Source organism: Anabaena subtropica FACHB-260, assembly GCF_014697105.1.
Classification (GTDB): domain Bacteria; phylum Cyanobacteriota; class Cyanobacteriia; order Cyanobacteriales; family Nostocaceae; genus Trichormus; species Trichormus subtropicus.
Window position 1 is genome coordinate 63,902 of the sequence record NZ_JACJRF010000015.1, and the last position, 24,947, is coordinate 88,848.

General features: G+C 41.3%; 21 protein-coding genes and 1 pseudogene. 11 read left to right on the forward strand and 11 right to left on the reverse strand.

The genetic code is table 11. The features are described from left to right. The first annotated feature begins 39 nt into the window (after positions 1-39). The 5 genes from cysT to H6G18_RS11195 all read left to right on the forward strand — a co-directional run bounded on the left by cysT (position 40) and on the right by H6G18_RS11195 (position 5,589). Positions 40-909 (forward strand): sulfate ABC transporter permease subunit CysT, encoded by an 870-nt coding sequence (cysT, locus tag H6G18_RS11175; RefSeq protein WP_190407173.1) that lies wholly within the window; start codon positions 40-42, stop codon positions 907-909. Further along, positions 896-1,771, forward strand: coding sequence for a sulfate ABC transporter permease subunit CysW (cysW, locus tag H6G18_RS11180; protein WP_190407174.1), 876 nt, complete (start codon positions 896-898; stop codon positions 1,769-1,771). Before cysT ends, cysW begins: the two co-directional genes overlap by 14 nt. Positions 1,772-2,777: 1,006 nt before the next feature. Further along, a complete protein-coding gene (locus H6G18_RS11185; protein WP_190407175.1) occupies positions 2,778-3,467 on the forward strand; it encodes a hypothetical protein in 690 nt (229 codons plus the stop codon). Between the two features lie 64 nt (positions 3,468-3,531). Next, positions 3,532-4,803: a hypothetical protein gene (locus H6G18_RS11190; protein ID WP_190407176.1), complete on the forward strand. Its 1,272-nt coding sequence runs from the start codon at positions 3,532-3,534 to the stop codon at positions 4,801-4,803. Positions 4,804-5,133: 330 nt separating this feature from the next. Continuing rightward, positions 5,134-5,589, forward strand: a complete 456-nt coding sequence (locus tag H6G18_RS11195) for a DUF1392 domain-containing protein (RefSeq protein ID WP_199311649.1) — start codon at positions 5,134-5,136, stop codon at positions 5,587-5,589. Between the two features lie 86 nt (positions 5,590-5,675). Here the strand turns inward: H6G18_RS11195 and H6G18_RS11200 are convergent. Continuing rightward, a pseudogene (locus H6G18_RS11200) lies at positions 5,676-5,976 on the reverse strand (ABC transporter permease); the annotation flags it as partial. Between the two features lie 439 nt (positions 5,977-6,415). Between H6G18_RS11200 and H6G18_RS11205 the strand changes: the two are divergent. Next, positions 6,416-8,617: an HAD-IIB family hydrolase gene (locus H6G18_RS11205; protein ID WP_190407177.1), complete on the forward strand. Its 2,202-nt coding sequence runs from the start codon at positions 6,416-6,418 to the stop codon at positions 8,615-8,617. Positions 8,618-9,352: 735 nt separating this feature from the next. Further along, complete coding sequence (gene hetI, locus H6G18_RS11210; protein ID WP_190407178.1) at positions 9,353-10,060, forward strand: 4'-phosphopantetheinyl transferase HetI; 708 nt, start codon at positions 9,353-9,355, stop codon at positions 10,058-10,060. A 36-nt stretch (positions 10,061-10,096) separates the two neighbouring features. Here the strand turns inward: hetI and H6G18_RS11215 are convergent, their stop codons facing one another. From H6G18_RS11215 to H6G18_RS11230, 4 genes are all read right to left on the reverse strand, one after another. Continuing rightward, complete coding sequence (locus H6G18_RS11215; protein WP_190407179.1) at positions 10,097-10,960, reverse strand: SDR family NAD(P)-dependent oxidoreductase; 864 nt, start codon at positions 10,958-10,960, stop codon at positions 10,097-10,099. A gap of 441 nt (positions 10,961-11,401) precedes the next feature. Beyond that, positions 11,402-12,514, reverse strand: a complete 1,113-nt coding sequence (wecB, locus tag H6G18_RS11220; RefSeq protein ID WP_190407180.1) for a non-hydrolyzing UDP-N-acetylglucosamine 2-epimerase — start codon at positions 12,512-12,514, stop codon at positions 11,402-11,404. A 73-nt stretch (positions 12,515-12,587) separates the two neighbouring features. Continuing rightward, the gene (gene argC, locus H6G18_RS11225) at positions 12,588-13,553 is read right to left on the reverse strand and encodes an N-acetyl-gamma-glutamyl-phosphate reductase (RefSeq protein WP_190407181.1); all 966 of its coding nucleotides are present in this window, start codon (positions 13,551-13,553) and stop codon (positions 12,588-12,590) included. A gap of 18 nt (positions 13,554-13,571) precedes the next feature. Next, the gene (locus H6G18_RS11230; RefSeq protein ID WP_190407182.1) at positions 13,572-14,360 is read right to left on the reverse strand and encodes a DUF4058 family protein; all 789 of its coding nucleotides are present in this window, start codon (positions 14,358-14,360) and stop codon (positions 13,572-13,574) included. Between the two features lie 92 nt (positions 14,361-14,452). On the opposite strand from H6G18_RS11230, the gene H6G18_RS11235 reads away from it, so the two are divergent. Then, the gene (locus tag H6G18_RS11235; RefSeq protein ID WP_190407183.1) at positions 14,453-14,638 is read left to right on the forward strand and encodes a transposase; all 186 of its coding nucleotides are present in this window, start codon (positions 14,453-14,455) and stop codon (positions 14,636-14,638) included. Between the two features lie 88 nt (positions 14,639-14,726). Here H6G18_RS11235 and ctpC read toward each other — a convergent pair whose 3' ends face one another. Then, complete coding sequence (ctpC, locus tag H6G18_RS11240; protein WP_190407184.1) at positions 14,727-16,013, reverse strand: carboxyl-terminal processing protease CtpC; 1,287 nt, start codon at positions 16,011-16,013, stop codon at positions 14,727-14,729. 315 nt (positions 16,014-16,328) lie between these two features. After that, entirely contained in the window at positions 16,329-17,555 is a 1,227-nt protein-coding gene (ispG, locus tag H6G18_RS11245; RefSeq protein ID WP_190407185.1) for a (E)-4-hydroxy-3-methylbut-2-enyl-diphosphate synthase, read from the reverse strand. Positions 17,556-18,207: 652 nt separating this feature from the next. Between ispG and H6G18_RS11250 the strand changes: the two genes are divergently transcribed. Beyond that, positions 18,208-19,224 carry an isochorismatase gene (locus H6G18_RS11250; protein WP_390824782.1) on the forward strand — a complete coding sequence of 339 codons (1,017 nt, stop codon included), beginning with the start codon at positions 18,208-18,210 and terminating at the stop codon, positions 19,222-19,224. A 121-nt stretch (positions 19,225-19,345) separates the two neighbouring features. On the opposite strand, the gene H6G18_RS11255 is transcribed toward H6G18_RS11250, so the two are convergent. Further along, complete coding sequence (locus H6G18_RS11255) at positions 19,346-20,233, reverse strand: LysM peptidoglycan-binding domain-containing M23 family metallopeptidase (RefSeq protein ID WP_190407187.1); 888 nt, start codon at positions 20,231-20,233, stop codon at positions 19,346-19,348. Between the two features lie 196 nt (positions 20,234-20,429). Here H6G18_RS11255 and H6G18_RS11260 point away from each other — a divergent pair, with 196 nt between their 5' ends. Then, positions 20,430-21,635 (forward strand): HhoA/HhoB/HtrA family serine endopeptidase, encoded by a 1,206-nt coding sequence (locus H6G18_RS11260; protein WP_190407188.1) that lies wholly within the window; start codon positions 20,430-20,432, stop codon positions 21,633-21,635. Positions 21,636-21,709: 74 nt separating this feature from the next. On the opposite strand, the gene H6G18_RS11265 is transcribed toward H6G18_RS11260, so the two are convergent. The 3 genes from H6G18_RS11265 to ispD all read right to left on the reverse strand — a co-directional run bounded on the left by H6G18_RS11265 (position 21,710) and on the right by ispD (position 23,790). Continuing rightward, positions 21,710-22,054, reverse strand: a complete 345-nt coding sequence (locus H6G18_RS11265) for a DUF760 domain-containing protein (RefSeq protein WP_190407189.1) — start codon at positions 22,052-22,054, stop codon at positions 21,710-21,712. A 310-nt stretch (positions 22,055-22,364) separates the two neighbouring features. Then, on the reverse strand, positions 22,365-22,898 hold the full coding sequence (scpB, locus tag H6G18_RS11270) for an SMC-Scp complex subunit ScpB (protein WP_190407223.1): 534 nt from the start codon (positions 22,896-22,898) through the stop codon (positions 22,365-22,367). Positions 22,899-23,103: 205 nt separating this feature from the next. Further along, positions 23,104-23,790: a 2-C-methyl-D-erythritol 4-phosphate cytidylyltransferase gene (gene ispD / locus H6G18_RS11275; protein WP_190407190.1), complete on the reverse strand. Its 687-nt coding sequence runs from the start codon at positions 23,788-23,790 to the stop codon at positions 23,104-23,106. A 149-nt stretch (positions 23,791-23,939) separates the two neighbouring features. Between ispD and H6G18_RS11280 the strand changes: the two genes are divergently transcribed. Beyond that, complete coding sequence (locus H6G18_RS11280; protein WP_190407191.1) at positions 23,940-24,899, forward strand: glycosyltransferase family 9 protein; 960 nt, start codon at positions 23,940-23,942, stop codon at positions 24,897-24,899. The last annotated feature ends 48 nt before the right edge of the window (positions 24,900-24,947 follow it).

Below are 24,947 nucleotides of genomic sequence, written 5' to 3' on the forward strand. Positions count from 1 at the left end.
TTTTTTTTGAATTGTGAACGAGTAAATTTTGAATTGTTTATGACTCTATCTCCTACGGCGGAAGTTAATAGTAAAACTCCTAACTGGAAAGTATTTATTCATAAAGCGGTTAATCTGCATTGGACATGGCGAATTACGATTGGCTATCTAACAGTAATGTTATTTGTCCCTATAATTGCCATGTTTCTCAAAGCCAGTACAGAACCGCCAGCTAGGTTTTGGGAAATAGCTACTAGTGAGCTGGCATTGGCAACATACAATGTTACCTTTGTTACTTCACTACTTGCGGCTTTGCTCAATGGTGTATTTGGGACACTGATTGCATGGGTTTTAGTACGCTACGACTTTCCCCTCAAAAGAATCATTGATGCCACCGTAGATTTACCATTTGCACTGCCAACATCAGTAGCAGGTTTAACATTGGCAACAGTTTACAGTGATAACGGCTGGATTGGTTCCTTGTTAGCACCTTTGGGGATTAAGGTATCATTCACCCGTTTAGGGGTCTGGGTGGCTATGGTATTTATTTCACTACCTTTTATAGTCAGAACAGTGCAACCTGTACTTCAAGAGCTAGAGCATGACGTTGAAGAAGCGGCTTGGTCTTTGGGTGCTTCTCAATGGCAAACATTCTGGAAAGTGATATTACCACCTTTGTTGCCCTCGATTTTAACTGGCGTTGCCTTGGGTTTCTCCCGTGCTGTGGGTGAATATGGTTCGACTGTAATTATTGCTTCCAACACACCATTTCAAGATTTGATTGCACCAGTGTTAATTTTCCAAAGGTTAGAACAGTATGACTATTCTGGTGCAACGGTAATTGGCGTAGTTTTACTAACAATTTCTTTGATATTGCTGTTAGGAATTAATCTATTACAAGGGTGGGCAAGAAGATATGACAATAAGTGAACCAAAATTGCCATCAAATAGGACTTATTCAGGTAAAGCGAAACCACAACCAAAAAAGAGTTGGGTTCCCACAATTTTAATATTTGTAGCGATCGCTTATTTAGCACTGATTCAATATATCCCGGCAATTAACGTTGTTGTTCAAGCCTTCAGCAAAGGAGTAGGGCCATTTTTCGCAAACCTCACCCATAGCGACTTCCTCAGTGCTGCCAGGTTAACCGTGTTGTTGGCATTAATTGCTGTACCGATCAACACAGTATTTGGTTTGTGTGCGGCTTGGGCGATCGCGCGCAATAAATTTCCTGGACGTGCTTTCGTCTTAAGTATTATTGACTTGCCTTTTTCTATATCACCTGTAGTTGCTGGCTTGATGTTGGTATTACTTTACGGGCGTAATGGTTGGTTTGGCCCCTTGCTTGAAGCTAATGACATCAGAATCATCTTTGCCTTTCCAGGGATGGTTTTAGCTACAGCATTCGTTAGTATGCCCTTTGTTGCGCGTGAAGTCATTCCAGTTCTAGAAGAATTTGGCAAAGATCAAGAAGAAGCCGCTAAAACTCTAGGTGCAAATGAGTGGCAGACATTTTGGCGTGTCACCCTACCGGGGATTCGCTGGGGCTTACTCTATGGCATAATTTTGACCAATGCTAGAGCAATGGGTGAATTTGGTGCAGTTTCTGTAGTATCAGGTAACATTGCTAATAAAACCCAGAGTTTGCCACTGTTTGTAGAAGATGCTTATAAGCAGTATGAAACAGAAGCAGCCTTTTCTGCGGCTGTACTTTTAGGACTATTAGCAGTAGTCACCTTAGTATTGAAAGAGATTGTAGAACGCAAAACCCGTATTAAAGATGTGGATTAACGGATAAGTAAAAAACGACTGCTTTTATAGCAGATGAGCATAACTTCCTTAAGGGAAGTTATTTTTATGACTGCGTAATATGCTTAGAGGAAATTTAGAGGCAGAATTTGTCTCTTTAATATTTTTTTACAAATTGATATATTTCTATACGTATATACTTATTTATATAAAATAATAACATTTATCCTTATTTATATCTGAATTATTGAAGGCATAAAGATTTTTAGTGTGCAATTTTTCAAGTTGTATATGCTACTCTTATGTTCTAACTTTCTGATGGTAAAATTACTGCACATTTACAAAATCAATGTTTTGATATTTCGCACAGATGATAGGATCTAGTGATTTAGACAGAATTACCTACGAAAACAAAAAAATATTCCAGAGTGATCCCAAAAATTTAAATAATTTGTCAACGTCTCATGAATTAAAGAAGGACTGAGATTATCTTTCGTAAATTAGGGTATGATTCTGAGTTAGTTTCTTGAATTAAAAAGGAACTTTTGAAAAAATGTTACATACTTATTGTGAAGCGCTAAAACTTGTTATCAATGCAAAAAGTTATACAAAGTAGGGAAGTATCATAAATTACGCTTATGTAATTTATTTTCTCTAATAAGCGCGGATAACTTTTATTAGTGATGGTAAAAAGCCCAATGTGATGGAAAGTCTCAGAATGTAAATAAATATTGTCAAATGTTTAATTAAACACAACAACTTAAATACAGGCTCAGTTTTTGAGCAAAGTAACAAAGCCATTTTTGTATGACTTTGAATAGGAGCCTAAGTAAAAGTTTAAGTAACTTTTAATACAAAAAATAAAACATTCATACTTTACAGAATCCAAGTAATGAAATACTGAAGAATATTTAATTCACATAATGATGTTTACGTGATGCTCAATGGCGAATACATTCAATAACAATACTTTCATTTTCATTTATGCTCTTAAATTTCATCCTATTTACGAATTATGTTGATTAATACTGCAAATAAGGTAGAAAAAATGGTTAAATCGATTATTTTCTTCTCTAAACTATTGACATTTTCAGCATTGGCTTTTGCATCTGTTTCTAATGTTGTAGTTGCACAAGATACTCCAACATCTCCTCAGCAAAATACTACACAGAAAATTTGCTCTTCAGATCCAGTAGAAAGCTTGCTACCTCCATTGCCAGGACAAACAAGAGGTAACAACTCTACCCTGTCTTACCTGGCTGCTCAAGGGTTTACACAAAGTGAAGAAGGCTCTTGGGTATGTTATGTGAATGATGCCAAAAAAGAGGGACGTTACTACACCTTATTTAAAGTTCAAGAAGTTAACGGCAAGCTGATTGGGAGTTCTTTTTTAGATGGAGGTAATCTTATTGCCGGACAGGACAGACGAAGTCTAGACTTCTTTATGACTCTCATCGCAAACCATACGAGTATCAATCCAGACAATCGCCAAAGTATACGTAGATATCTAGAAGCCTTCATTTCTTTAGTAGAGGATGGCAAAATACAACCTTCTCGTCGTGGTTTCGTTTTCGACCAACCAAACCGTGCATTAGTTATTTATCACAAACTTACAACTGGAGAACTACAAGGTACTGCCATTACACTTAATCTTCAAGTACCGAAAAATGTGAGTTCTGGCTCTCTAAGAAATGGGCTATCAACTTCTTCACAAGAGACATTAAAACCCAATCCATAGTTATTCACGCCTAAAAGGCGGTTTTTTTGTGCCTAGTTAGTTCTGTGTCTTCTACCGAGTATATATGAAATTTGTCAAGAATATTTTCATTCTATTGTCATCTTTGGCAGTAGTAATAACTGTATGCGAGAGCGCAAATGCTGGTAAAAAAGGACTGAATGTCGGCAACGGTAGAATCACGCCAGGACTCGAAAAACAGTATCTCCAATACCAGTTACAGAATAATGGCAATGGTTCGGGTTCGATACGAGTTATTCCCGACAACTGTGTCGTAGGATTTGGTCTACGCTGTAATAAAACAGGAACAATACTTGAGCAAATCATTGAATCGAATGGGGGCCCCAGCTACCAAGAAATGTTGATGAAGGCAGCTGGTGGAGAGAATAACTACCGCAGATTTGCTAACTTTTACAACAATAAGATTGATGACGGGCCGTATATGTCTATCTGGAGAAATCATTCTTCTAGAATACTAGATTCGGCTCAATACAGTCTGGGAAAACCCTTAGATCGTAATCCTGTGGCAGGCTTAAGAGACATCACTAAAAATTTCTTTTGGAAACCCTTACCTGGGGGAAATCTACGTGATGATTTTGTTAATCTTAAATACTCCTACGGTCGTGTCCTTTTAGAAGAAGTCTCAAGAGTTCCTAATCTTAGGGAACAGATCATGGAAATGAATCTGGGAGCTAGTCTCAGAAAATTTTATGAAACACAGGTTTTAAATGGACTAAATGCTTTAAATACAGGAAACAATGGACAACTCCAACAGAATATTTTGTCCATACTCTCTCGTCCTTATTCTCCATCATTAAAAAATAATCCTTGGTTCGGGCGAGAAGACATGACCTTAGTATCTGTAGCTGAATCTGGAGAAGTAATTTCAGCAGATTCGCTAACTTACATCCCAGAGGAAGCATCAGGTCTGGAACTGACAGAAGAAATAGCAGAACTGTCTGGTGCTGAATTCTCCTTTATGCCATCAGATGGTTCTATCGGTATTTGGCCAATAGGAGTAATGTTATTGTTCGCTCTTTTTCTAGTAGATTTTTCATCAGGTGGAAACGATTCATCAAGTGACTCACCTTTTGGAACGTCAGGTGTTCCCACTCCATCAACCAATTCTCCTGGTAATGTCTGTGATTTTTTGAATCCTGGTGGTGCTGGTGTTCCTAGTGGAAACCAAAACGTAGTTGTTTGTGAAACTCCCATCGTTACACCAGAAGTTGCACCTAGAAGAGTAATAGAACCATCAACAATGAAAGCCATTATTTTGCTGACTTTGATATTGTGTGTCATTCGTTATCAAAAGAGGTGCGCTCAGGCAAAATGTTAATAGCTAGAAGTGTTTGTAAGTTCTAACTCCGCAAAAATTAAAGAAGATCCCTATAATCAATTGTTACTTCTGCGCATTGATTGTATTGTTCTGCATTTATACAAAAATCTCTCAGTGGTGATCTGAGAGATGTTGTTTTTTATTATTTTTCAGATGAAATATATCCCACCCCTCAAGCATATCTATACTTTTAAAAGTGAGTGTGCCAAAATGCCGGATGGTTATTTATCTGATTGATTTTGTCCTCATTTAAACAGATTGGTAATTATATTCCGGATAACACTGGTGCAAGCGAGTCTATGTATAAAAAGAGAACCGCAAAGCATCATCATGAATCAGATTAACGCTTTAGAGTCCTGTTGGCATATTTCACCTCCGTGGGGTCAAGATATACCTGCATTGGCTGTGCAAATACTAGAAAAAGTTTTCTTACCAAGTGCGAATTTGTCAGGCTATTGCTGCGGTATTCATTGGGAAGAACAAGAGTGGGTTTATGCAATTGTTTGTTTTGGGGAAACATTCTATGTACGTTCTGGAGAATTTTCTCCAACCAATGTACTTAAAAATACTAATATTTCTACTCCGGCTTTCAAATTAGGGGATGTGGTCGAGGTTGATTTTAGTGAGCAACCGAATCAACGTATTATTCAAGGTATTTTTAGTTTAAAAAACAGTTGGCTTTATGCTGTAGAGTGGCGATCGCCAATTCTGACAGAAACTACATCGGCTCAAAGTAGGCTCATCTGGCTTGCTGATATTGATTTAGTCAGGGTCAAGGTATCCTAAACAAAATCCAAGTGTGACTAATGGTCACCAGTATAAAAAATTTCCCGAAAACATTCTCATAATTTTGATTGTTAGGATTTTATATCTTAATTATCTTGGTAATTTTCTAGCGAGTAAAGAACACCTAACCCTTGGGGCAAAATAGATTTACCCGCTAATTCCACTAATGTAACTAGAGCGATCGCGTATGGTAATATGGCGAGAAACTGATAGGACTGTTTGCACCAAGGGCTTGAATGCGTAACTGTAAAGCTTCTGTCGCGCCAAAAAACAAGCCAGCATACTACCTAAAGGATGCCACATACCAAAAATTCCAGCAGCGATCGCCATAAATTTTTTACCAGCACTCATATTTTCTATAAAAAATTTTATCTCTACTAAGGTAATACCATTTTAGATTTTAGATTGGGAATCGCTCTCTGTGTCTAAGTTCTGGGAACCCATCGGTCGCATTCTTTTTTCAAATTGATATAAGATTAGCACCGCCTAAACTGATTGGTGATCATGTCGTAATGATTGCGACTCCTCAACTGCAAAAAATGAGTATCGACAAATATCTTGCATAAGAAGGATTACAAGAGTGTCGATACTGTGTTTTCATAAGCGATCGTTTCCATGATCACAGACAATCATAAATCTATTGCAGGGATGTTGATTTGCCAATGACAAACTATTCATGAGAGCATGAATTTGTCATAGGTCAGATATTTCACAAAGTATCAAGTCGTTCTAATTTCAGGAGTATCTCATATGTAATTATCAACAGTCATTCAGTTAAAAAAGCCTAAACATAGCACTATATAAAGTCAACTACAGAAGAAGACAAATGTCACATAGCTCAGGGTTGTATATCATACTAGTCAGTGTTCACGGCTTAATTAGAGGTAATAATCTAGAGTTAGGACGAGATGCTGACACTGGTGGACAAACAAAATATGTAGTCGAACTCGCTTGTACATTAGCTAAACATCCACAAGTAGCAAGAGTTGATTTAGTCACTCGGTTAGTCCAAGACCCCAAAGTCAGTCAAGACTATGCCCAACCAGTAGAAATTCTCTCTGATAAAGCCCAAATCATTCGCCTGGCTTGTGGCCCCCGGCGTTACCTCCGCAAAGAAGTTCTCTGGCCTTATTTAGATACCTTTGCAGATGAATTACTCAGACACATTCGCAAAGTCGGCAAAATTCCCAATGTCATTCATACACACTATGCTGATGCTGGTTATGTAGGTAGTCGAGTTGCGGGTTGGTTAGGTACACCCCTGGTGCATACAGGTCACTCCCTGGGACGCGTCAAACTGCAACGATTACTAGAACATGGTACTAAACAAGAAACTATCGAGGAAAACTTTCACATCAGCACCCGCATTGAGGCGGAGGAAATTACCCTGGGCGGTGCAGCTTTAGTCATTGCTAGTACCCATCAAGAAGTCGAAGAGCAATATAGCGTTTATGACCGCTACCAACCAAAAAGAATGGTGGTGATTCCTCCAGGTGTGACGCTAGAGAGTTTCTACCCCGCAGCCGATAATTGGCAAAATCCCCCAATTTACCAACAATTACAAAGGTTTCTGCAAGATCCCGACAAGCCGATGATTACGGCAATTTCCCGTCCGGCTGTACGTAAAAATGTGAGTAGTCTGGTCAAGGCTTATGGTGAAGATCCTGAATTGCGTCACCTGGCTAATTTGGTGATTGTGCTGGGAAATAGAGATGACATTACCACAATGGAATCAGGGCCACGCCAAGTTTTGACGGAAATCTTTCAATTAATAGATCGCTATGATCTTTATGGTCATGTGGCCTATCCTAAACATCATGCTTCTGATGATGTACCAGACTTATATCGACTGACAGGAAAAACACGCGGCGTTTTTATTAATCCAGCCCTAACCGAACCCTTTGGACTGACTTTGATTGAGGCTACGGCTTGTGGTGTACCGATTATTGCTACATCTGACGGCGGCCCACAGGATATCATCGGCGCTTGTGAAAATGGTCTACTGGTTGATCCCTTAAACATTCAAGACATTCAAAATGCCTTGAGAAAAACTTTGACTGATGCCGAACAATGGCAACGTTGGTCTAATAATGGCTTAGTTAATGTCCGCAAAAACTTTTCTTGGGATAGTCACGTCGAGCAATATCTAGAAAAAGTCCGCCTCTTCCCGCAACAGAAAGTACAATCTCTACTTAGTCCTCTTGTCGCATCTCCCGCCAGTGAACATCCAGGCTGGAATATACCTGATAACAACCGCTTACCAACGGCTGATCGCTTTCTGGTGTCAGAAATTGATAATACACTACTAGGTGATCAAGAAGCTTTAGAAAAATTAATTCAGCGCATCCGTGATGAAGGAGAAACAACTGGTGTTGGCATTGCTACCGGACGTAGTCTCGAAAGCGCCTTAAGTATGCTGGAAGAATGGCGGTTTCCCATGCCAGATTTGCTAATTACTTCAACTGGTAGCGAAATTTACTATGGCCCCCAGATTGTCACTGATACTACTTGGCAGAAACACATTAGTCAAAATTGGCAACCTGAAGCAATTCGGGAAGCCATGAAAAATATCCCTGGTGTAGAATTGCAATCACCAGAGGCTCAAGGCAAGTTTAAATTGAGCTATTTTGTTGATACCAGCATCTCGCCAAGCTACCGGGAAATTATCCGTCATTTGCGTCGTCAGCAACTGTTTGTTAAAGGCGTTTACAGCCATAATATGTATCTTGACTTGTTGCCTATCCGGGCTTCTAAAGGAGATGCCCTGCGTTACATTGCCTTAAAATGGGGTTTACCTGTAAAACGGTTTCTAGTCGCCGGCGCATCAGGCAATGATGAAACAATGTTAGCGGGTAATACCTTAGCTGTTGTGGTGGGTAATTACAGCAAAGAAATCCAGAAATTACGGGGTTCCTCCCAAATTTATTTTGCTCAAGGACACTATGCTTGGGGAATTTTGGAAGCACTAGACCACTACGACTTTTTCGGCAATCTGTCGCAGAATCAGCCCGAAGCGGCATTAGTCTGAAAATCTCTTTGAGGGTGCATCAGCATTTGAAGTTACCATTTCATTATTTTCGGTCTGTCCGATCCCAAAAAAATAACAATTGCTAACATCTTTTTATCGTCGGAAAGAAAGAAGAATATGGCTGTATTCTCCCTAGACAATTGGTGATGACATGACTAGAGGAAGTCTTAATTTTAGTTGTGGAATTAATACCAATGCAAAAAGTGTTTGCGATAGATAGACCACCCAGTTTCTCAACCTTAGAGGTTATTTATAAAGTAAAAATAAAATTTATGTAGGGTGTGTTAGGCACATATTTTCGATGTGATTTGTCACGAAAAAATAATTTAAGCGCCTAACGCACCAGGTTATATGGCGGTGCGTCAGGCTAAAGCCATAACACAAGGGCAATAAAGCGGGAAGAACATCTACACCGCTTTTTGCCTCCCCTACTTAAGATTTACTTTATAAATGCTCTCTTTGAGGGTGTTGGAAAAGTATGATTGCTAAACATTAAAATCTTAAAAACCTCATTCCCTTTTAGAGAATCGGGGTTTCAATGAACGAATCTAATAGTTTTTCATCTATAGCCAGACCATAATCTATAAGTGCGGCATTTGCACTTCCAATTTCTGTTCCGAAGACATGGGAAGCAGCGATGAGACAGGCAATATCCCAACCGATGTATCCGCCTATTTCAAAATTTCGATAAAAATCTTATATTAAGAGTTGCGTTATTTCATTTTTAATTGTGAATTGTTTCAGCATACTTGGCTACCCCAACCCACAAATTTAACCTTATTTCCTGATGAAGTTCATCTCTGGCGAATCCATCTTGACCAACCAGAATCACAGCTACAGCATTTAGGCGCAACCTTATCTAGTGATGAATTGGCTCGCGCTAACAGATTTTATTTTCCCGAACATCGGCAGCGTTTTACTGCTGGTCGTGGTATTCTCCGCAGTATATTGGGGCGATATTTGGGTGTGGAAGCAAGGCAAGTTAAATTTGAATATGAATCCCGTGGTAAACCCATATTGGCAGATAACCAGACTGGTTTATTATTCAACTTGTCACACTCTCAGGATTTAGCTTTGTGTGCAGTCAATTACACTCGCCAAATTGGCATAGATTTAGAATATCTCCGTCCCACATCTGATTTAGAATCCCTTGCCAAAAGATTCTTTTTACCGCGAGAATATGAATTAGTGCGATCGCTCCCCGATGAGCAAAAACAAAAGATTTTTTTTCGTTATTGGACTTGTAAAGAGGCTTATCTTAAAGCAACGGGAGACGGAATCGCTAAATTAGAAGAAATTGAAATAGCACTAACTCCCACAGAACCAGCTAAATTACAGACATCTCCAGCGTGGAGTCTCCTAGAGCTAGTGCCAGATGATAATTGTGTTGCTGCTGTTGCCGTGGCGGGTTTTGGCTGGCAGCCAAAGTTCTGGCAGTATTGATATCATCAACACCTCATTCCCCAAGCAACTGAGGTCTCATGCGTGATGAGATTCGATAGCTACATAGCTGTCTTTAACTCTATTTTCTGCCCGTTTTTGGTTGAAATTCACCACACCCAACCAACGATAAATTCTATCTACCGAAGTGGGAGAAAGTTGTCCAATAGCCAACATAAATTTTGTCAAACTTTCCATAATGAGGTTTTGATTGACAATTACCTCGGCTTTCTTGTGTTTAATGGCGCTGACAATAGCATTGGCTACACTTTTGGGTGTAGAGATACCAGCTAATTTGGGTGCAGGTACACGAGTATCAACAGTCATGCCAGTTTGGGAGACATAGCCTGGACAAACTACTGAAATATTGACACCAGTACCAACTAATTCCTGACGCATAGCATCAGTCCACATCATCAAGCCTGCTTTGCTAGCTGAGTAAACGCTGTTGAAAGCAACTCCCTTTTTACCGGCTAGAGAAGCAATATTGACAATCCGACCACTACCCCGTTCCATCATGCTGGGTAGTAACAAACGTGTTAATTCCATAACAGCCAATAGATTAGTGTTGAAGATTGATTGAATTTCCGCTAGAGAGTAATTCGCAAAAGCTCCGTTAATTTCTATGCCAGCATTGTTAATCAAGACATCAATAGGGCCGACAATATCTTGAGCCTGCTGGACAAGAGTTGATAATTGTGCTATGTTCCTCACATCAAAAGGAATAGCGATCGCTTTACCACCCGCAGCTTGAATTACATTACAGGTTTGCGCTAATCCTAATTGAGAACGAGAAACACAGACTATCGTTGCCTGTTCTTTCGCTAAAGCACGAGCAATGTAGACACCAAGACCGCGTGAAGCGCCGGTTAAAAGGACTGTCTTACTTGTGAGAGTTGTCATTGTCACCTGCTAGTCTCTGATTCTGAGCCGCAGGATTTACGCATCGATATATTGGGGAAACTCTGTGAGCCTTAGATATGACCACAGACAGTTTAAATCATCCAACTACCCACCCATCCACAACTAAATGCGATAAAGACAGCTACACCTCACACTTGCTCATATAACTCACGCGCGTAGACTGCACTCGTTTGGCAAAAAATTAGGATAACTTACTCATAACAGTTGTTGATCGCCTCTGTTGCAGAACAGGCATTAATTCAAGGATTTGTTCAATGAGGTTTAACTCTAATTCAACTACATTTATAGCATTTATTGAGCATCGCTATTGTTATTTATAAACCTTATTTAACTAAATAAAAAAACTCCACCCACAAGGGGATAGAGTTTTTGTCAGTAGTCAGTGGTCAGTAGCAAAAATACGTAGGGCTGGCTGAAACATCATACTATGAAGTAATCCTGCACAATTTCTAAGATACGTTCGGCTGCGTGACCATCACCGAAAGGATTAATTGCATTAGCCATTGCATCATAAGCTATTGGATTACTGAGTAACTCACTTGCAGCAGCAGTAATAGTTTGGCTATCAGTTCCCACAAGTTTAGCCGTACCCGCAGTTACTGCTTCTGGTCTTTCGGTTGTTTCCCTCAGCACTAGTACTGGTTTACCAAGGCTAGGCGCTTCTTCTTGCAAGCCGCCAGAATCAGTCAATAAAAAATGCGATCGCCCTATTGCTCCCACCAGTTCGGCATAATCTAAAGGTTCTGTTAAAAATACCCGTGGATGATTCCCCAGCAATGCTTGTAATGGTTCGCGTACCGTGGGATTTCGGTGTAAGGGTAACAGTAAGGCTGTATCAGGAAACTTATCTAATACTTGCAAAAATCCTTGAGCGATCGCTTGTAGTGGTTCGCCCCAATTCTCTCGCCGATGCACTGTAGCTAATAGCACACGATATTCATCCCAGTTTAAACCAGTCACGTTACAAGCTGGTGCATTAGCCGCTACGTACAATAAAGCATCAATTACAGTATTACCAGTTAAGTGAATTTCCCCCAAAACACCAGAACGCTGCAAGTTTTCCACAGCTAAAGTTGTTGGTGCAAAGTGTAACTGGGTAATTTGGGAAATCAGTCGCCGATTAGCTTCTTCTGGGTAAGGATTGAATAACTCATCAGTTCTTAACCCTGCTTCTACATGACCTACAGGAATTTTTTGGTAAAACGCTGCTAAACTCGCCGCAAAGGCTGTTGTCGTATCTCCTTGTACTAGCACCAAATCGGGCTTACTTTTGATAAATAATCCTTCCAAACCTCGTAAGCTACGACAAGTAATATCACTTAGAGACTGCTGAGGCTGCATAATCTCTAAGTCATAATCTGCTTTGAGGTTGAACAACTGCATCACTTGCTCGACCATCTCCCGATGCTGTCCAGTTAAAATCACTTGCAGATCAAAATCTGGAGATTTTTGGAATACCTGAATTACCGGAGCTAGTTTAATTGCTTCCGGGCGTGTTCCTAAGATGATGCAAACGCGTTTTTTATTAGTCATTAGTCATTAGTCTTTGGTCATTAGTCATTAGTCATTAGTCTTTGGATAATCTCATAACTAATGACTGATAACGTCATAATCCTAACTCTTCTGGAAGACCTAGCATAATATTCAGGTTTTGGACGGCTGCGCCGGATGCGCCTTTGCCCAAATTATCTAGGCGGGCAACTAACAGTGCTTCTTTAGTATTATCGTTAGCGAAGACGAAAACTTGAACAACATTAGTGCCGTTAACTGCTGTTGTATCTAAAAATGTGCCATCACGTAACAGGCTAGCATCTTTGAATGGAGCTACCTGCACAAACTTTTCAGCTTGGTAGTATTGTGCGATCGCTTGATAAATCTCTTCACCTGATGGAGGATGATCTAAAGTCCACAAGGGCAGAGGTATTTGTACCAACATTCCCTGCTCGAAGTCACCCACCGCAGGTATGAACAATGGTGGTGATGCTAAACCAGAATGCTGGTGCATTTCTTTTACGTGTTTATGACCAAACTGTAAACCGTAGATACCGTAGGGATAAGTTGATCCATCTTGTTCTTCCTCATGGAAGAGATCGTATTTTTGAATCATACTCTTTCCACCACCAGAGTACCCAGACACCGCATTAATTGTCATGGGAAAGGTAGCAGGAATCAAACCTTTAGCTATTAACGGACGTACACAAGCCAAAAATCCCGTAGGATAACACCCCGGATTGCTGACAAACTGAGCATTGGCAATTTTTTCTCGCTGTCCTGGGTTCAGTTCAGGGAAACCATACACCCAACCTGATGCTGTGCGATAAGCTGTACTAGCATCGAGAATTTTTACCTGACTAGTATTAACTAAGCTAACAGCTTCCCTCGCTGCATCATCAGGTAAACAAAGAATGGCTACATCAACACAATTGAGTAATTTTGCTCGCTCATGAGCATCCTTACGCTTCGATGCTTCAATACTAACTAGCTCAATGTCATCTCTTTGGTTGAGGCGTGAGTAAATCTGTAAGCCTGTGGTTCCCGATTCCCCATCAATAAAAATCTTTGGTTTATTCATAATAGCTCTGTGCAGTTGTCAAGAACGCAATCCTTGCTGTTGTAATAACCCATTTGCCCACATAGCATCAGCTTCCTCAAGCGCTGGGACTGGCTCACGGGTGTAATCTATTGCTAAATCAAATCCGGCGCGATCGTAAACGCCATGTATCAATACTTGTAAGTCTACAACCGGTTCTGTATCTCCGCGACGCAAGGGTAATAAAAAAGCTGGTATCGGTTCGGACAACTCAAAAGGATATAACTCTGCTTTGGGGCGCAAATCGCTACGACTGACCAAAATACGATAATCAGACTGAATTTGCTTACCCAAAATGGGCATAGGTTCACCATTACGTAACAAATCAATCTCTACCAGATGAGTCAAGCTACTTAATACCTGCTGACGCTTGTTTTCATAAACTTTCCTTCCCTCACCAGAACGCTTATTTTTGGGAGAAAGCACTTCAATCGCTGTGACAACTTCCCCTGTTCTTACTTCTCGCACCTCTAAATATCCTTCCCGTACTTCCTCTAACATAGGGACGTTAACACTCACGGGTTTTGTTAGTGGTGAAGCTACAGCAATATTTAAAGCATCTTTGTCTGTATTTGCGAGAGAACGTCCTATGATTACATCAGGTATACCAACTAAAATAGAATTTTCATCGATCATTTGATACACTCGTTTCTCCACTGCTACTCGATATTGTGGTCGCAGTTGGGGAGCAATTTCATCAGCGATCGCTACAATAAACCTGCTGTGAACCTCAGCCCACAGTTGAGGATTTTCGAGGTAGGGATTCATTCCCGGAAACGGTGAGGGCATAGGACGGAAATGATAGAGTGCTTACTGCTAATCCTAGCAATCGGCTATGCCGTACAATTTCTTCTATAAAGAACAATATTTTTCTTAGCAGCATGAACAATACACAAAATTGGTATATTGTCAAGCAAAATACTGGTAATTGTGAAATCATCCCCACTGAGCAAGTTGGAGACGGTAATCCTGATATTATCGAACAGTGGGGGCCTTTTGATTCCAGAGAAGAAGCGATCGCCCGACGCATTGGATTAATTCGGGCTGGAAAGTGCCAACCCCAATAATATTGGCTGATGGAAGATAGAGGGGTCTAGAGAAAAAAGAAAACCTGTCAGTCTATTATCTCTACCCCTGCTTTTGACTCATTTTCCCTTATTTCTTCCCTGCCGTTGGTGTACCCTTGGCAGCAATTTCTTTACCCAAGACATCGACAGCCCTAGCGAATTGAGGATCTTCTAATGTGCCGATTTTATCGCGCTCGTTGAGCCATAATTCTTGGCGCTGGGCATCACTTAATTCCACCTTCACATCTGGATCAATACCATGCTTATTGATATCTCGACGATTGGGAGTCAAGTATTTGGCGATCGTCACAGCCAAACCTGAACCATCATCTAAAGGGCGTACCGATTGTACTAAACCCTTACCAAAGGTTTGAGTACCAACAAGGACAGCACGTTTATTGTCTTGCAATGCTCCAGAGAGAATTTCACTGGCACTAGCTGAACCTTTATCAACCAAAACTACCAGAGGTTTGTTAGTTAAAGCACGACCGTTTGCTACTTCCCGTTCTTGCTCTCCTTGACGGTCAACGGTAGAAACAATTGTGCCTCTATCTAACCACATCCGGGCAATTTCTACACTAGAGAAGAGCAAACCACCCGGATTACCACGTAAATCTAGAATGTAGCCGTTTACCTGCTGTTTTTCTAGGTTTCTAATGGCTTGTTGCATTTCTTTGCTGGCATTAGCGCTGAATTGGTTCAGACGAATGTAGCCGACTTTACCAACAGGAGTTTGCTTCTGGGAATAACGCACTGGATGAATTTCAATCCGCGCCCGTGTAATTTTAAACTGCTTTTCTTGATTGCTGCGCTGAATTGTTAAAGTTACTTGTGTGCCTGCTGAACCTCGAATTAAGGATACTGCTTGGTTAGTATCCATTCCCTTAGTGCTTTTACCGTCAATTTTGAGAATGACATCCTTAGCTAGAATCCCGGCTTTAAAAGCTGGTGTGTCTTCAATTGGTGAAATTACCACTAATTGCTTAGTTTTTTCATCCTGACTGATGGTTATCCCAATACCTGTCAGTTCTCCAGAGGTATCCACCTGCATATTCTTAAATTCCTGTGGATCCATAAACCGGGTGTAGGGATCTTCTAGCTTTTTCAGCATTTCCCGAATGGATTTATAGGCTTCTTGCTGATTACTGTAGGACTTGTTTAAGTATTCCTTACGAACAGCCTGCCAATCTACCTGGTTAAAAGTTTCGTCTACGTATTGGCGCTGAACGATTTGCCAAACTTCATCTACCAATTCCTTAGGACTTGCTTTAAATAAAGCCTGACCACGAGAGTGAATGCCAAGGCTAGTAACTGCGATCGTGGAGAGTGTTACTGCCGTAGCACCCAAAACAAGCCTACTTTTTGTAATCACCATAATGACAGATGGGGCAGAGGGAAAAGTTTATAGTCAGTATGCTCAATCTAACACAGGGTAAACAGTAAAGACCGAGTGTGTAGTCCTAACTTCATCAAAATACTTTGTAATCCGGCGAGCTAGCTGATTGTGGTTTACAGAAAGTTTATTAAGAAAGATAGAGGGATGAGGGAGATGGGGGAGCTGACAAGTATAGGTTGTGAATTAAGGAATTTGTAACTGTAACACTAACAGAAGAATCATACTTCCATCAACCCCTACACCCTTTCGGCTGACGCTCAAGGCGCAGCCTTATACCCCTATACCCTAATTCATCTAAGGTTCTACCCAACGATCATCTGCCTTGATCAAGTTAATTAATTCTTCTACGCCTTGGTCTTCTGGGACTTTTTTAATTTCTTCTCTGCCGCGATATAAAGAGATATAGCCAGGGTTTTTACCTACATAACCGTAGTCAGCATCAGCCATTTCTCCTGGGCCATTGACAATACAACCCATAACGGCAATATCTAATCCTGTTAGGTGTTTGGTGGCTTCTCGCACTTTATGTAATACTTCCTCTAAGTTAAATAAAGTGCGTCCACAGGAAGGACAAGCTACATATTCCACCATTGTTTTTCGCAAACCTAAAGCTTGCAGAATGCTGTAGCAGACAGGAATTTCTTTTTCTGGTGCTTCTGTGAGAGAGACGCGAATTGTATCGCCGATACCATCAGCCAGCAATGTTGCAATACCTGCTGTAGATTTAATTCGTCCATATTCACCATCCCCAGCTTCTGTGACACCCAAATGAAGGGGGTAGTCCATTCCTAAATCATCCATGCGTTTGGCCATGAGGCGATAGGCTGCTACCATCACCGGAACCCTTGAGGCTTTCATCGAAATGACTATATTCCGAAAGTCTAGAGATTCACAGATACGAATAAATTCTAAGGCAGATTCCACCATACCTTCTGGGGTGTCGCCGTAGGTAAATAACATTCTCTCAGCCAGAGAACCGTGATTGACCCCGATTCGCATGGCTTTACCTTGGTCGCGCAGAGAAATTACCAAGGGTGCGAGAGTTTCGCGGATTTTTTCGCCTATTTCCTCAAATTCTGCTTGAGTATATTCGGTTCTATTAGTGTTTGGTTTTTCAAACACATATAATCCCGGATTAATCCGTACTTTTTCTATGTGTTTGGCAACTTCTAAAGCGATTTTCATGCCATTGTGATGCACATCAGCAACTATTGGCACATCTTGATAAGTTTTAATGAGTTTTTGTTTAATTTCTGCCAACGCTACTGCATGGGCTGTACTTGGTACTGTCACACGGACGATTTCACAGCCGATTTCGTGCAAACGCCGAATAGCGGCTACGGAACCATCAATATCAAGAGTGTCTTCGTTAATCATCGATTGCACCACAACGGGGTGTCCACCGCCGATGGTGACATTTCCCACCTTAACCGGACGAGTTTTACGGCGTTTGATTGTAGTATCAAAAGCGGGTTGATTTGCTGTAGTGCTGGATGTTGCAGGAGTGGGCAGAGTTTGCATAACCTTATTAGGTGGATTTTCTGTAGTTAAAATATCAGATTTAAGACCTTCTGTTTCTCAGATTGCCACAGTAGGGGCTTTTTTGAACAATGAAATAGCAAAAAAGAAGATGAGGAAAGGTTGGAGGTTGGGGGAGTATGCTGCTTTACTGAATAATTATTCATTGGTAAGAGATCATTGATGCTTACCTATGGATTATTTCTTATTACCGATTTAAATAAATAATCATAAATATTCAGGTGAACATTATATAAGCTATAACTACCAGAGAGCATCACAATTTTTGGAAAATACCCAGTAAATAGCTCCTATAAGAGATCATTTATAAAGTAAATCTTAAGTAGGGGAGGCAAAAAGCGGTGTAGATGTGCTTCCCGCTTTATTGCCGTTGTGTTGGCTTTAGCCTAACGCACCGCCATATAACCTGGTGCGTTAGGCGCTTAAATTATTTTTTCGTGACCAATTACATCGAAAATATGCGCCTAACACACCCTACATAAATTTTATTTTTACTTTATAAATAACCTCTAAAATTTCTGTCTTACTCTGTGTGAATCTCTGCGCTTCCCTGAGTTGAAAAATAAAATCAAACATTTGAGATGCTCCCTAAATACCATCAATAAAATCAATTGCTATGAACAATAAAATAACAATGCAAATACCTGTCCCACCTCACTTTAACTCAGCAAAAGTTGGCGAAGTTTGGCGCGTACCTTACCAAGAACGTGCAGCAGAAGCGGAAACATGGGCAAAACAATACAATATTCAACCAGCAGCTTTTGACAAAACTCGTATTTGTCTATTGTTAATAGATGTACAGAACACCTTTTGTATCCCCGGATTTGAATTATTTGTTGGAGGTGGGTCTGGAACTGGAGCAGTTGATGATAACCGCAGAATATGTGAATTTATCTATCATAATTTGGGTGTAATTACAAAAATTATTCCTACTCTAGACACTCATACAACTATGCAGATTTTTCATCCAATATTTTGGGTGAATGAGTTAGGCGAACATCCCACACCAGCAGCTACTAGTATTACTATCGTAGATATTGAAAAAGGTATTTGGAAAGTTAATCCAGATGTAGCTAACAGTATTACCAATGGCGATTATGAATTATTAGAAAAACACGCTTATCACTACGTAAAACAATTAAGTCAAGATGGTAAATATCCTCTGACTGTTTGGCCTTATCATTCTATGTTGGGTGGCATTGGCCATGCTTTAGTTTCTTCCGTAGAAGAAGCAATATTTTTTCATTGTATTGCTCGGCAGAGTCAAACACAATTTGAAATCAAGGGCGATAATCCCTTAACTGAGAATTATTCAGTTTTACGTCCAGAAGTTTTGGTTAATTTTGATGAAAATCCATTGGCTCATAAAAATCGGAAATTGATTCAGCAACTATTAGAATTTGATGCTGTGATTATTGCTGGTCAAGCTAAAAGTCATTGTGTCGCCTGGACAATTGATGATTTGTTAATAGAAATTAAACAGGTAGATGCAGCCCTTGCTAATAAAATTTATCTGCTAGAAGATTGCACTTCTCCTGTGGTAGTTCCGGGGGTGGTGGACTATACAGAACAAGCAGACGCGGCTTTTGCTAGGTTTGCAGCAGCAGGAATGCAGGTTGTTGGAAGTAGGGAATGGGGAAATCAATTCTAAATTCAAAATACCCGTCTCCTGTCGGAGACGCTACGCGAACGGGAAGCGAAGCGCTACAAAATTCAAAATTAAGAAATAAAGATTCCTTACTTGTGTCGCACTACCAAACTCAGAACTTTCCTCATTTTTTTAAATAATCATTGGGATTTTCCGCTACCCAGCCCAGGGATGAAGTAGCACGCACCTCAAAATGGAGATGGGGTTGTTTTGCAGTAGGTTGTCCTGTAGTACCGACGGTTCCGATTAACTGGCTTGTGTTGACTTGTTGACCTACCTTCACATTAATGCTGTCAAGATGGGCGTAGCGGCTTTGGAGTCCGCCACTGTGGTTGATGATGACCAAATTACCGTAAGTACCCTGTTCCTGAGCAAATACTACCGTACCTGGTGCGATCGCCGAAACTTGAGTTCCCAGTGGTGCTAATAAATCTATGCCACTGTGGAAGAATACTTTGCCTGTATCGGGGTTAATCTGCCAGCCATAAGGTAAAGCCACCTCCGCAACCTGGGGAAAAGGATAGCCAGCTAACTCAACAGGCTTGGTGACAGTGGAAGGTCTAGGAGACTGGGTAAAAGAACCATTGGGCGACCAATTGACCCCCGGAACAAACACGATTCTGGGATTTTGTTGACAGCCATTGACCTCAAATAGAGTATCGGGACGCACTTTATATCTTGTCGCCACTTGTCGCCACGTTTGACCCTGAGGTACTTCCACAACAACCCCATTGTAGGGAGGAATTTGTAGTTCGCTACCAACAGCAGGGGAAGAACCATCATGAAGAGATGGATTCATGCCAATCAGCGTTTCCGGGCTGAGATTATAGCGCTGCGCTATTGTCACCAAGGTGTCACCACGAGCGACTTTATGACGACGGAAGAGAGATAAAGCAGGAGTTCGACAACTTTCTACAGCAGCATTTGCACTGCTCGCATTTGGGAGTATGCTTGTTAGCCCAATAGTGCTGACTAAACTACAGAGTAAAAGCAGACGGTAGGAAACAGTCATGAATATCAGTTAAGAAAGGCTTAACTTTAGATTTTAGTTTGGGAACTAGAGATTGGGGTGTGGGGGAAAATAACTAATGACTAATGACTGACAAACTAAAAAAGCAACTGTATGTTAAATTTATCTGTCCACTTGCAAGTTGCTTGACTACACTTAGAAATTAGCAACTGCATTGCTTTCCTTGAGCGTAGTCATTATGAATTTATCCCTAAAGCAACTGGCCGTTTATCTGTCTCTACTGGTGGTTGGCGGTAGTGCAGGTTTATTAGGTAGTCGCTATCTCCTTCCACAAAATCGCTCGTTCCAACAACTCAAAAATGTCACAGTGGCTTTGCCCTCAGAATCTGTAGCGCCTAGTCCTGTAAATGGCTCTGCGGCAAATAATGGGGGGGATAATCTCAATTTTATTGCCAGTGCGGTGCAAAGAGTTGGGCCGGCTGTGGTAAGAATTAATGCCACTCGTAAAGTTGCCAATCCCATCTCTGAAGCATTAAAAAATCCTCTTTTACGACGGTTCTTTGGTGAAGATGAACAGCCAATCCCGCGAGAGCGCATCGAGCGTGGTACGGGTTCAGGGTTTATTTTGAGCGAAAACGGGCAATTATTGACTAATGCTCATGTGGTCGCTGACACAGATACAGTACAAGTGACTCTTAAAGATGGTCGGACTTTTGAGGGGAAGGTGTTGGGAGTTGATACTGTCACAGATGTAGCTGTAGTGAAAATCCCCGGAAATAATTTGCCGACGGTAAATTTGGGTAATTCGCAAAATTTGATTCCGGGGCAGTGGGCGATCGCTATTGGCAATCCTCTGGGTTTAGATAATACTGTCACTATCGGCATTATCAGTGCTACTGACCGCACTAGCGCCCAAGTTGGTGTCCCCGATAAGCGAGTCAGCTTTATTCAAACCGATGCCGCAATTAACCCCGGTAATTCTGGCGGGCCTTTGTTAAATGCTCAAGGGGAAGTAATTGGGGTTAACACTGCTATCCGTGCAGATGCTCAAGGGCTTGGTTTTGCCATTCCCATTGAAGTCGCCGCCCGCGTTGCTAATGAGCTTTTTACTAAGGGAACTGTAGAACATCCTTTTTTAGGGATTGAGATGACAGATTTATCTCCCAGCAAAAAGCAGCAGATTAATACTGAGAACAAGTTGAATATTCAACAAGACACTGGCGTTGTTATTAAAAGTGTCTTGGACGATTCCCCAGCCAAAAAAGCAGGGCTACTCACTGGAGATGTAATTCAGAAAATTAATGGTAAAACCGTGAAAACATCAGCGCAAGTCCAGAAATTGGTGGAATCCAGCACAGTTGGAGATATTTTAGCTGTCGAAGTCAACCGTAGTGGCGAAATTCTCACCTTGAAAGTGCAGTCAGGGGTTTATCCCAAAAGATAGTTCATAGTCTATAGTCCATAGTCAAAAAACTTGTAGCTGTTGACTGTTGACTGTTGACTGTTAACTGTTAACTATTAACCATTCGACAAATGGTCTAACTGCATTCTTTGTTCCATCTGGCGTAGGAAGTAACCCGTCATCATTGCCGACGCTAAGAGTCCTGCTAGATTTTCTTTGTCTGTGGTAATTTGGACATTGAAATTTTCTGCGGGGAGCATTCCCACCAACCCTTGAACGTTTTGGGAAATAATTTGTTTAATTTCCGGGCTGACGGACTGGGCGACGCGGGCTAGAACTTCTGGAGACTGATGTTGTAGATACTTGAGTAACTGGTTTGGGTGTTCCCCAAAGTGATCAGAAAGAAGCTGGTTGGTGTGTTCTTCGGGGTTGTTGTTTAAGAAGTCAGGATCAAACACCATTGGCAATTTTTTTTAGCTTAGTTGCTAATTCTACTCTAAACCATAGTACAAGGGTAGTGCTGTAGTTGTTGGTCAGTTGTCAGTTGTCAGTTGTCAGTTGTCATTACTCATTACTCATTACTCATTACTCATTACTCATTACTCCTTACTCATTACTCCTTACTCATTACTCCTTACTCATTACTCCTTACTCATTACTCCTTACTCATTACTCCTTACTCATTACTCCTTACTCATTACTCCTTACTCATTACTCCTTACTCATTACTCCTTACTCATTACTCCTTACTCATTACTCATTAGTTTTCCCCTACTCCCCACTCTTAACTGCCAAGTCTAATTCTAATTGCTGTTCCTTCTGATCACTGTCAAAGGGTTGGGGAAGTTGCTCTATTTGGAAATATTGATGAAATTTTGGTGTTACTTGCAGCGAATAGGAACGAGATTCATTATCTCGGCGCTTGCGAACGAAACCGAGTTCCACTAGTTCGGGAACGTGTTGATATACACCGGAACCGCGCAGGTTAATCAAGTCGCTTTGGAGAATGGGGCTATTCAGGGCGATCGCTGCTAATGTCCGCAATGCGCCTAGTCCCAATTCTACGGGAATCAGCGTCTGCACTAAGTCGTGGAAGTCTGGACGCAGTTGTAAACTGTAACCATCGGTGGTTTCTACGACTTCTAAGGCGCTATCTCGGTGGGCGTAGCTGTCCATTAGTTCAATGATGCCTTCTTCAACTGTGGCGCGATCACACGCCGCATATTCGGCAATTTCACTGACTGACAAGGGTTTACCCTTCAAATAGAGAATCGCTTCTATCTTAGTCGTTGTGGCTGTATTCATTTGGTCAAGAGTCAAGAGTCATTAGTCAATGGTCATGAGTCAATGGTCATTTAGTGTATGACGGTTGACTTTTGCCTAGTTGTACTCTAACGGTTAATCATGCTTTATCAATAAATGTGTGGGATTATACATAATTTTATTTTTTTAGTCAACATAGTGACCTATTTCCATAAAATCGAAGTTTTTTACCCGTCCTAATGACGAATTACGAATTAAATCGACTGCTGAGAATAAATTCGGCGATCGCTAAATCTTGAGGAGTGGTTATTTTCAAATTTGTTTCCTCTCCTTCCACAATTTGCACTTCGATGCCGCATTTTTCAAATAAAGCAGCATCGTCAGTCACTTCCCAACCTTGACTAACACCTTCAGCGTGGCACTTTTTCAACAACTCAACGTTAAATCCTTGGGGGGTTTGTGCTGCCCATAGATTGCGTCGGTCTGGTGTACTTTGAATTATGCCATCTTCATCCACAACTTTAATCGTGTCTTTCACGGGGACAGCCGCAATCAAACCAGAACAGTGGCGAATGGCTTGAGCGCAGGAGTTAAGTAAATCTGGTGTTGCCAAACATCTTGCGCCATCGTGAATTAAAACTTGCTCTGCTGCTTCTGGTAGCGCCTGTAAGCCGTTGTAAACAGATTCTTGCCTAGTGGCACCGCCAATGATCAATTCCACTGGTTTAGTAAGCTGCAAGTTAGCGAGAATAGATTGAAAATCTGGCCAGTCGGTAGGCTGGGAAATAATCCCAATCCATGTGATTTCTTGGGCTGCTTGTGCAGCTAGGAGAGTCCAAGCAATAATGGTTTGCGATCGCACTTCCAGCAGAAGTTTATTGCGGTCACTTCCCATTCTTTTGCCAACTCCGGCGGCGGGGATGAGTAAATACACAGGTTCCTCAAGATTAGGCGACAATGTAGGAAAGGTTTGCTACCCTCCAATTCAAAATTATGAATTCAAAGTGACTTAAATTTTGAATTTTGAATTTTGAATTCCCCTTATTCACCTAAAATAAGGAGCGATAAGCGTCAATAAATATTATGCGAGTAGTAGCCCTTGTACCTGGCGGAATTGGCGATCAAATTTTGTTCTTTCCGACTCTAGACGATCTGAAGCGCTATTACCCAAACGCTCAGTTAGATGTTGTTGTAGAACCCCGGTCAAAGGCTGCCTACCGGGTCAGCAAGTCAGTCAACGATATACTGGTCTTTGATTACAAAGACCGTAACAGCCTAGCCGATTGGGGAAATTTAGTAGGCACGATTCGCGATCGCGAATATGATGCGGCGATCGCTGTTGGACAAAGCTGGTTAGTGGGTTTATTACTCTGGTTGACAGGAATCCCCACACGTATCGGCTACCAAGGCAAAGGAGCATCATTGCTCACTAAAACCATACCGTTTAAACCATCCCAGTACGCGGCGGCGGTTTACCACGATTTGCTCCAACCATTCGGCATTACAACCCCTACCCCAGAGTTAGCGGTGAATGTGCCGAAACCAGATATTGAGTGGGCAAATAATGAACAAAAACGCCTGGGGATCAATGATACAGGTTACGTTTTAATTTATGGCGGCTCTAGCTGGGTATCTCAGCCTAAAGCTTTGGATACAATCTACCCCGTGGAAAGCTGGCAAAAAATCATTCACGATTTTCGACAAAAACAGCCAGATTTACCTGTAGTGGTGATTCAAGGCCCGGATGATGAGCAATTTGTGCGATCGCTCCAAGATTCTGCTTTAGATATCCAGGTGACTTCCCCTGATAATGTGGGTAAGCTAACGGCGATGATTGCTGGAGCCAATTTAATGCTAACTACTGATAGTGCGCCACTGCACTTAAGTGTGGCAGTACAAACTTACACTATTGCTCTATTTGGCCCCACAGATCCCGCAAGGTTGTTACCAAAAAGTGATAAGTTTCTGGGGATTAAATCTCCCACAGGTAGGGTGACAGATATTTTACCCAAAGCTGTATTGGAGAAAGTCTGGGGTGGGTAAACCATTTTTTGGGAGTGTGGAGTAGGGAGTGGGAAATTTTAGATTTTG